The sequence below is a fragment of the Paraburkholderia phenazinium genome, from assembly GCF_900100735.1.
In the GTDB taxonomy this organism is placed as follows: Bacteria; Pseudomonadota; Gammaproteobacteria; order Burkholderiales; family Burkholderiaceae; genus Paraburkholderia; species Paraburkholderia phenazinia.
In genome coordinates this window covers 130,232-139,050 of record NZ_FNCJ01000021.1, presented here as the reverse complement: position 1 = coordinate 139,050, position 8,819 = coordinate 130,232, and the positions used below count along the sequence as shown (strand labels likewise).

7 protein-coding genes and 4 pseudogenes are annotated in these 8,819 nt (G+C 59.5%); 1 reads left to right on the top strand and 10 read right to left on the bottom strand.

All coding sequences use genetic code 11. The features are described from left to right. Positions 1–90 precede the first annotated feature (90 nt). Positions 91–1,083: an IS5 family transposase gene (locus BLQ92_RS32915; RefSeq protein ID WP_090687235.1), complete on the top strand. Its 993-nt coding sequence runs from the start codon at positions 91–93 to the stop codon at positions 1,081–1,083. A gap of 132 nt (positions 1,084–1,215) precedes the next feature. On the opposite strand, the pseudogene BLQ92_RS32910 reads toward BLQ92_RS32915, so the two are convergent. The 10 genes and pseudogenes from BLQ92_RS32910 to BLQ92_RS32870 all read right to left on the bottom strand — a co-directional run. Beyond that, a pseudogene (locus BLQ92_RS32910) lies at positions 1,216–1,578 on the bottom strand (LysR family transcriptional regulator); the annotation flags it as partial. Between the two features lie 133 nt (positions 1,579–1,711). Continuing rightward, positions 1,712–1,894: pseudogene (locus BLQ92_RS32905) on the bottom strand (transposase); the annotation flags it as partial. Positions 1,895–1,926: 32 nt separating this feature from the next. Then, positions 1,927–2,367: pseudogene (locus tag BLQ92_RS32900) on the bottom strand (contractile injection system protein, VgrG/Pvc8 family); the annotation flags it as partial. Positions 2,368–2,424: 57 nt separating this feature from the next. Beyond that, positions 2,425–3,132 (bottom strand): annotated as a pseudogene (locus BLQ92_RS32895) (IS6 family transposase). Between the two features lie 437 nt (positions 3,133–3,569). Continuing rightward, positions 3,570–3,692 carry an IS66 family insertion sequence element accessory protein TnpB gene (tnpB, locus tag BLQ92_RS41515; RefSeq protein ID WP_425312539.1) on the bottom strand — a complete coding sequence of 41 codons (123 nt, stop codon included), beginning with the start codon at positions 3,690–3,692 and terminating at the stop codon, positions 3,570–3,572. A 133-nt stretch (positions 3,693–3,825) separates the two neighbouring features. Next, complete coding sequence (locus BLQ92_RS32890) at positions 3,826–4,716, bottom strand: alpha/beta fold hydrolase (protein ID WP_090692625.1); 891 nt, start codon at positions 4,714–4,716, stop codon at positions 3,826–3,828. 52 nt (positions 4,717–4,768) lie between these two features. Beyond that, positions 4,769–5,557 (bottom strand): alpha/beta fold hydrolase, encoded by a 789-nt coding sequence (locus BLQ92_RS32885; protein WP_218133058.1) that lies wholly within the window; start codon positions 5,555–5,557, stop codon positions 4,769–4,771. 178 nt (positions 5,558–5,735) lie between these two features. Further along, positions 5,736–6,533 carry a substrate-binding domain-containing protein gene (locus tag BLQ92_RS32880; RefSeq protein WP_090692618.1) on the bottom strand — a complete coding sequence of 266 codons (798 nt, stop codon included), beginning with the start codon at positions 6,531–6,533 and terminating at the stop codon, positions 5,736–5,738. A gap of 39 nt (positions 6,534–6,572) precedes the next feature. Continuing rightward, a complete protein-coding gene (locus BLQ92_RS32875) occupies positions 6,573–7,514 on the bottom strand; it encodes an SMP-30/gluconolactonase/LRE family protein (RefSeq protein ID WP_090692614.1) in 942 nt (313 codons plus the stop codon). Positions 7,515–7,518: 4 nt separating this feature from the next. After that, the gene (locus BLQ92_RS32870) at positions 7,519–8,814 is read right to left on the bottom strand and encodes an MFS transporter (RefSeq protein WP_090692611.1); all 1,296 of its coding nucleotides are present in this window, start codon (positions 8,812–8,814) and stop codon (positions 7,519–7,521) included. Positions 8,815–8,819: the final 5 nt, after the last annotated feature.

Sequence of the window (8,819 nt, the reverse complement as noted above, 5' to 3'; positions counted from 1 at the left end):
TAGGGAAACGCTGATTAATGAAGCTCGGCGGTCATCGCTGAGGTAGCCGAGGACGTTATAGAAGGCAGCTCACGAAACGGACCCACGACGATGAAGAGGCAGATCGGCTTCGCGGAAGCGGAAATTGCAGGCAAGAAGCGCGTGACGAGGCGCCAACGCTTCCTGGCCGAGATGGAGAAGATCGTGCCGTGGGAGCGCTTGCTGTCGGCAATCGAGCCGCATTACCCGAAGGGCACGCGAGGCCGTCCGCCGATTGGCCTGGAGCGAATGTTGCGGATCTACTTCCTGCAACAGTGGTACGGGCTGTCGGACGAAGGACTGGAAGACGCGCTGTATGACAGCATCGCGTTGCGCGCCTTCGCCGGCATCGATCTGGCGGTCGAGAACGTGCCGGATGCGACCACGCTGTTGAAGTTCCGGCGCCTGCTGATCGAACACGAATTGACACAGAAGCTGTTCGACGAGATTGGCATCTCGCTGTGTGAGCGAGGACTGCTGATGAAGGAAGGCACGCTGGTTGATGCGACGATCATCGAAGCGCCGCCGTCGACCAAGAACGCCGCGAAGAGCCGCGACCCTGAGATGCATCAGGCCAAGAAAGGTAACCAATGGCACTTTGGCATGAAGGCCCACATTGGAGTCGACGCCGATTCTGGCCTGATCCACAGTGTGGTCGGCACGGCGGCCAACGTGTCGGATGTGTCGCAAGCGCATGCCCTGCTGCACGGGCATGAAGGGCAGGCGTTCGCCGACGCGGGCTACATTGGCGTAGACAAGCGCGATGAAATGAAGGGCAAGACCGTGAAGTGGCACGTCGCGGTCAAGCGCGGAAAGATCAAAGCGATGCAGGAAGGCCCGCTGAAGGAGTTGGTGGTGGCGGTCGAACGAACCAAGGCGCAGATCCGTTCGCGGGTCGAGCATCCGTTCCATATCGTCAAGAACCTCTTTCACCATCGCAAGACCCGATACAAGGGCTTGGCCAAGAACACGGCGCAACTGTTCAGCCTGTTCGCTCTGGCGAATCTGGTGATTGCGCGAAATCTGTTGCGATCGGTTCATGGGAGCAGTCCGCCATGCGTGTGAAAAATGCGAGCACAGAGGCTCGTGCACGAGCCAAATTCACCGAAATGAGCGCCGATTTGATTCGTTAGCCGGAAAGTTCGGCGCCGCTTCATCTGCAAGCCGAACGGGCAACACATTAATCAGCGTTTCCTTAGGGAACGCTTTGACCAACTGGTGCAGTCGTGGCATCAGCCAATGAGTAGCGAACGCGGTTGACACTGATAGCGTGACCGTCTCGGCACCGGTCTTCCGGATTTCAATTTCCTCGATCGCGCGTTCAATCCGCCCGAGCCCGTCCGTAACCCCCGCGAAAAGGATTTTCCCATATTCGGTTAACTCCATTCCGCTGTTGAGTCGCTCGAACAGCCGTACTCCCAGATGCTCCTCCATCTTTGACAGCATGCGGCTCACCGCCGGCTGGCTAACGTAGAGGTCCTGGGCCGCACGCGTGAAGTTGCCGCAGCGGGCTGCGGCCTCAAAGACGAAAAGCGCGTGAGCGCTAGGGAAGGTCTGCACAACCCGTTTCCTGCACGTCGCGCGGTTTGCGGCCCGCGTTGCAGTGTCGGCGAAGATGCTGGACCTCGAACACAGTTTTATTCGAACCGTGGCGACGCGCGTTTGAGACTCATGGCGTCTGCGTCCGCGTGCTTCACGCTTTGCGCAGCACCTTACGCGTCATCCACAGATTGCCCAGCGCAAACAGCGTCGTGATCTGGGCAGTGTTTTTCATGAGACCCCGGTATCGTGTCTTCGTATAGCCAAACTGGCGCTTGATGATCCGGAATGGATGCTCTACCTTGGCGCGGACCCCGGCCTTCAGACGTTCGATCTGATCGTATATCGCGTCCAGACGATCACTCACTACGTCGCCTGACTGCGCTGCGTGCGTGCAAACTCGCCTTCGGGGGCCGATCGCGCTTCGGCCTTAGTCGCATAGTCTTCGGGCAGTACTTTCACGTTCCTGTTGTTTTCGCCGCCGACAACGACAAACTTCCGCTTTCCCTTGGTGTTTGAGTGGTAGTGCGCCCGTACGGCCGAATAGCTCTCACGCTGCGCGACGTGTTAGCGGTGCGTGTCGCCGACAGCACGCGTCAGGTTCAGCACCGTAAGCGCTTTCCCGCTCGCCGTCTTGCCGGAGCCAATGGGCATGAACAGCAGGTTCGGATCCTTGACGTTCATCGCGGCGTCGTAACGCTTGTCGAGACGCGTCAGAAAGGACATGTCGCTTTCGTGCGTCTGGTCGATGTGCGCGATCGCAACCATCGCGAGTGCGTCGGAGACCGCCGCCTCGAGGGAATGGCGGCCAGGGCGTTGTCAGGTTGGCGACTGTAGGCGAACCGTGTGGCATACAAGTAGTTATCTTTACCAGATAGCTGTCTCGATTGCGACGGGGATAGTCCAACCATGCCATGTGGGGAGGCGTTCTTTTAGCATGGCGCGATGACGAGCAGCGTTCACCTGATGTCTTGGGAGCGCGAAGTGCTGACGTATCGGGCCGAAGCATGAGAGAAAAGCCTGCGTGCGACGCGCATCGCGAAAGCCGCACATCTGGCGTTCCCGCCTGCGGTTGGCTGGTGACTATTCTCGGCGCGGTTGTTCACGCGAGCAGCGGCTTTGACAAAGACGTGCTATACCTGAGCGAGTTCAGGAATATCGGCCTTTGCCGCCGGATAACTGCGAAGTTGGTCGGTAACGATCTTGGGCGGCACCGAGTTTGATCGCAGCACCCGCCGGAAGAAGCGCTTGGCCGCGGCCTTGTCGCGCCGCTTTTGTATCAGCACGTCGAGCTCGGCACCATGCTCGTCGACCGCCCGCCACAACAGATACGGCTCGCCGCGCAGTGTCACGAACATTTCGTCAAGGTGCCAGGTGCTGCCCGGCCTGCGCCGCATCGACTTGTCGCACCAGCAACGGATCGTTTCGAAAGTGACCATGACGCCGCGCTCGAGCAACAATTCCTCGATGTCGCGCAGGCTCAGGCTGAACCGGAAGGCAGTACCAGCGAACGGCGCAGCTGATGACAATAGCAGGGAATCGGTGGCCATGATAAAGCGATTTCGTTTTCTTCATCACTTCATTCTACCGCCGCATCTTGGGCAACCTGACAGTGCCGGCAACAAATGCGTTGGTCCATGAAGGGGCTCACTATCTGCTACAGACCCGCGTTGAGCTGCTCGACGCAAGACTGGAAAGCTGCTTTCGAAAACGATACCCGCACTTCAGATCGCCCGAGGTCGTTGGACATTGAACGAACTCCCCCCACTTTTCGTCCGCATCCCAAATGCGGTGAACATGGCTAGCAGAAGTAATGGACACCAGCAGCCGCACAGGCTCATAGCGATTGCAAACGCTGTGATGTTGTGGCTTGCCTTAACAGCAAGAACGTCACGGATACGGTTCAGTTCACGTGGACGTAATGCCGCCTGAAATGGCGGCGCACCGCGTCGATTTCTGTGTCGTCGAGTAGCCAGTGGAACTCATCGGTCGTGCGTTCGATCACTCATCTGCTACCAGTGCCCGGGGCGAGGCCGGGAGAGACGGTGCTCCTCGATTCGTTTCAGCATCAGCCAAAGGCCGGAACGCTCGTAGAGAGGCAGCTTCACAGAATTGCGCATCCGGTTGCGGTAGATCTATACGATTCGAGTAAGCGCAACGAGTTGCATAGCCTGTTTAACCACTGTGACCGGCCTGTTGATCGCGCTTCGGAAGTCTATCGGCTCGCGGTGCAGGTTGACACGCTGATCCGAGTCGAAGCGGACCAGTTTACTGTCGCACCTGGAGCCCTTTCGCAAACGCGGAAATCGCGTCGGCCACCGCTTTCGGCTGTTCAGGGGCAAGCGCATGCCCGGCATCAGGAATGACGACGACTGTCACACGGTCGCCGAGCATCGATTTGAGTACCTGGGAAAACCTGCGTGGGGCAACCGCATCGTGCCCGGCCTGCAGATCGAGAATCGGGGCGTTACCCGCAGCAAAGTAATCGTCCACGGGTGTCGTGTTGCGCGCATGCGATTCTGCTTCGTGCGTCGCGGGGTACCATCCGTCAAGCCAGACTCGCGGGTTGTTCCCCGGTGCAAAGAATGCCTCGCGCAGGTACTCCAGCCGCTGTGATGCAGGCAAACGAAGGTCTCCCGCGCCATCAATCGCCTTGCGCATCTCAGGGCTGATTGGCTGTTCCTTCGACCCGGGCGGCACCTTACCCGCGGACGCGGCGGCAAGCACCACGCCCTTGACGAGATCCGGCCGGTCGGCCGCCAGTTGACGTGCAGCAAAATTTCCCCAGGCGTGCCCAACAACGATGGCTGGACCCGCCTGCTCCTGCTCGATCACTGTAGCGACGTCGGCCGCAAAGTCGTGCACGCTGAGATTTTCCATCGGCCCCTTGCTGCGTCCGATGCCGCGTGGCTCCGGGCGCAGCACGCGAAAGCCGTCTTCTGCGAGGAGCCCGGCAACCTTGTCATAGTCGCGCCCCGACCGGCCAAGCGAAGGAAGGATGACGATGGCCGGCCCCTGCCCTTGACTCAATACCTCTATCTGAACATTGCCTCTTGTCACGATGTCATCACGAACCATCGAGTCGCTGGTGGCAGCGAGAGCGTGGGATGATAATGTCGCTGCGACGATCAAAGCACCGCTGTACGTTACGAGTTTCATTCTGTTTTTCCTCAAGCATCCTTGTGGCAGGACAAGGCGACTATCTCTGTGATCACTGTGCGTAAATGCGACGCGCAAAATGCGCGATTGCGGCGCTCATCGCGCGCGGCTGCTCGGGTGCCATCGCATGACCGGCATCATCGATAACCTGGACCGTCACGCGCTCGCCCAGCATCGGCTTGAATACATTCGGCACGACCACGGCGTCGTACTGAGCCTGCAGATCCAGGATAGGAGCCGAACCTCCAGCGAAATAGGCGTCAACAGGGGTAATGTCCCGCGCGTGGGCCTGCGCCTCGTGCGCTTGTGGGAACCACCCGGTCAACCACGGTCGCGGATCATGACCCGGGGCAAAGAACGCCTGCCTGAGGTACTTGAGTCGCTGCGATTCAGGTAGCGCCAGATTTCCCGAACCGTCGATCGCCTCGCGCAACCGTCCATAGGGTTTCTCCGTCGAGCCCGGAGGCAGTTTGCCTGCCGACGCGGCAGCCATCACCAGGCCGCGCACGAGATCGGGACGATCGACTGCCAGCATGCGCGCCGGCTGGCTGCCCCACGCGTGTCCAACCACCACAACCGGGCCAGTCTTTTCCTGGTCGAGTACGGATGCGACATCTGCGGCGAACGCATGCATGTCAACCTCCATTGGCCCTTTGCTCTGCCCTATGCCGCGAGGCTCGGGGCGCAGGACGCGAAAGCCGTCGGTCGCCAGCAGCCGGGCAACCTCGTCATAGTCTTCAGCGGAGCGACCTAACGACGGCAGGATGACAATGACGGGACCTTTGCCCTGACTGATGGTCTCAATCTGTACGTCGCCCCGCTTGACGAGCGTTCGCTCCATTCTCTGACTCGATACTGAAGGCGTGGTGCAGGCCGTGCTCAAGCCTGCGAGTAAAACCAGGATTGCGATTCTTTTAAATGTCATGACGTCTCCTTCGGGCCTCGCGGGGTCCAATATGGAAAATTAAGGTTGAGCCTGCGGTCCGTAGTGGGGGCCGCAGTACACGAGCGAATGCGCTTTATTTGCTCTTGGCTACCGGATCAAGTCCGGTCTTTTCAAGCGTTGCCGAGACCGCTGGCGTTTTCAGATATGCGATGAGCGCTTCAGCCGCCGCACGTTCTTTTGCGTCACGCGCTACTGCAGCGGATATGACACTCGTCTTCTGAACTTCCAGCGGAAGCGGCCCGACATACTGGATTCCATCGATGGCGCGAAGCTCGCTGATCTGCTGGAGGCCGAGTTCCGCGTCGCCCCGCCTGACAGCATTTCCGACCAGTTCTTTTCCTTTTATCTGGATGCTCTTTGCTTTCATCTGATCCGCGATGCCAAGCTTCGGAAACAACGTGCCGGTGATATAGGTTCCACTCGCGCCTTCAGAGAACGCCACTGACTTTGCCGCCAGCAGTGCATTGCGCAGCTGTTCCACCGTACTCACGTCCGGCTTCGGCGCGCCGGCCATCACCGCAACACCGATGCGCGACTGAGCCACATCAACGCGCGATTGCGCAATGAACTTGCCTTGCCTGATCTGTTCATCAAGCGCAGCGCCGATCATGAAACAAACGTCCATCGCTTCGCCATTCCTGATGCGCATAGGCAGTGCGTCCGCAGACGTCCCATAAGAAGGGCCCCATGAAACGATGAGGTGATTACCCGTCTCGCGCTCGTAGCCTGGTCCGAGAGTCCGGAAAGCGGCGGACAGGGCGCCCGTGGCCAGAACATGAACATCGGCCGCGTGCGCCGATGCCGCCGCGACTGTCGCCCAGGACAACGCGATCAGTAACTTCGCGTGAAAGGGCTTTCTTTTCGACACCATCGTTTTGTCTCCTTGATTAATCTAATTTTTTTGCCGGCGTCAGACAGTGCCGCGTGTGTTCACGTAGAGCGAATAAAGGGACGATGTAGCCGCCATGAAGAGGCGATTGTGATCACGCCCACCGAAACACAGGTTTGCACATCGTTCCGGCAATCTGATGTGACCAATCGCGGCTCCATCCGGCGCGAATATGCGTACTCCATCCAATTCGGCCGTGCCGGTGCCCCACCCACACCAAAGATTTCCGTCGACGTCCACCCGAAAACCGTCAGGCGTGCCGTCTCCTGAGTCGATGAGCACTCTCCCGTCCCGGAGACTCCTTCTGTCTTCCACGTTGAAAGCAACGATGGCCCGCGGACGGGCACGCGATGCCACGACATACAGGATCCGCTCGTCCGGTGAGAACGCGAGGCCATTCGGCCCGGGCACATCGTCCGCGACACAGGTGATGGAGCCGTTACCGGGATCGACGCGGTAAATGCTTGCCGGAAGCTGGGCCTCCGCGATCTGGCCCATGTAATCACTAACCAGTCCAAACGGGGGGTCAGTAAACCAGACGGCGCCGTCGCCTGATACGACCACATCGTTCGGCGAATTCAACGGCTTGCCCTGGTAGCTGTCCGCGATGACGGTTACCCGGCCGTCATATTCCGTGCGCGTAACGCGTCGCTGCCCGTGTTCGCAGGCGATGAGTCGTCCCTGCCGGTCGCGGGTGAGGCCGTTGGCCTTGCTGGACGGGGCACGATAGGGCGCGACCGCGCCCGTCTGTTCGTCCCACCGCAGGATCCGGTCGTTGGGAAGGTCTGTCCAGAGCAGCGCGCGGGCGTCGCCGAACCAGACGGGCCCCTCACCCCATCGGGTCCCGGTCCACAGGCGCTCAACGGTCGCATGTGCAAGCCGGTAACGCTCAAAGCGTTTGTCCACAATGATGATCGATGGATCGGGCGTGCGCATGCTGCGCTGCCAGATATTGTCAGCCATGGCCTTAATCCTCCTTGATGATTTTTCTGAGAACAAGCGTCAGGACTGTGGCAAGCACCAGCATGCTTCCCATACCGATCAACCCCGCCTTGAACGAGCCTGTGACGTCCTTGAGCCAGCCCACCATGTACGGACCGCAGAGGCCACCAAGGCTACCCACTGCGTTGATGAAGGCGAGGCCTCCCGCCCGTGCTTCCTGGCTGAGAAACGTGGCTGGAATGCTGTAGAAGCAGGTCCTGACGGATGACAGCCCGACTAATGCAGCGGTCAGTCCTATCATGGCTGGCATCAGACTGTCCGATGCTACCGAACCAAAAAATCCGATCGCCGCGAGCCCGCATGTCAATGCGAGATGCTTCACGTACCGGCGCGACTTCGCTACCACACGAGCCCACGTCAGCATCGCAACACTCGCGACGACATAAGGGAGCGCGGTCGCAAAACCGACCTGGGTGTCCGACAGGTGATGGGTCTTGAGAATCGTGGGAAGCCATACCCCGATCCCCAGGATACCGATGATGTAGCTGAACAGGATCGCAGCCAGCAGCCAGACGCGGGTGTCCCGGAGCGAACGGGAGAAGCTGTGCTCGCCGGGACGGCCCTGCTGCTCATTGCTGATCGCCGATTGGAGCGCCGCACGTTCATCAGGAGTTAGCCATTTCGCCTTGTCTGGGGTGTCTGTAAGAACAATGAGGCACAGGGCACCGAGAACACAGGCTGGCAGCCCTTGAAGGATAAAGAGCCATTGCCATCCATGCAGGCCGAACGACCCGTCCAGCTTCAGCATGGAAACAGAAAGCGGGCCGCTGAATACCGATGAAAGCGGAATCGCTGCCAGAAACCATCCCATCATGCGCGTGCGATACTGGGATGGAAACCAGAGCGTCAGGTAGAAGATCACTCCCGGGAAGAACCCAGCCTCGCCGATCCCGGCAAGCAGGCGGATAAGCGAATAACTCGTGGCACCTGCTGCGAGACTCGTGGCAGCAGCAAACAGTCCCCAACTGATCATGATTCTCGCCAGCCATTTGCGCGCACCGTATCGATAGAGCGCGAGGTTGCTGGGTACTTCAAACAGGCAGTATCCGACATAGAAAATGCCTGCCGCGAAGCCGAACTCCGAAGCTGTCAAGCCGAGGTCGCGGTTCATGGTCAGGGCGGCAAAGCCGACGTTAGTACGGTCCAGATAATTGACAAAGTACGCCAGAGCGAGGAGAGGCACCAGCCGCCATGCCGCCTTCCGGCAGGCTGATTGTTCGGCGTCAGACGAGGCCACGGCATGGGTTGCTATCGATTGCATTGAAA

Coding starts and splice junctions, on each gene's coding strand:
- BLQ92_RS32880 (WP_090692618.1), bottom strand. CDS start 6,533: ATGGTGTCGAAAAGAAAGCCCTTTCACGCGAAGTTACTGATCGCGTTG.
- BLQ92_RS32870 (WP_090692611.1), bottom strand. CDS start 8,814: ATGCAATCGATAGCAACCCATGCCGTGGCCTCGTCTGACGCCGAACAA.
- BLQ92_RS32890 (WP_090692625.1), bottom strand. CDS start 4,716: ATGAAACTCGTAACGTACAGCGGTGCTTTGATCGTCGCAGCGACATTA.
- BLQ92_RS32875 (WP_090692614.1), bottom strand. CDS start 7,514: ATGGCTGACAATATCTGGCAGCGCAGCATGCGCACGCCCGATCCATCG.
- BLQ92_RS32885 (WP_218133058.1), bottom strand. CDS start 5,557: ATGGAGCGAACGCTCGTCAAGCGGGGCGACGTACAGATTGAGACCATC.
- BLQ92_RS32915 (WP_090687235.1), top strand. CDS start 91: ATGAAGAGGCAGATCGGCTTCGCGGAAGCGGAAATTGCAGGCAAGAAG.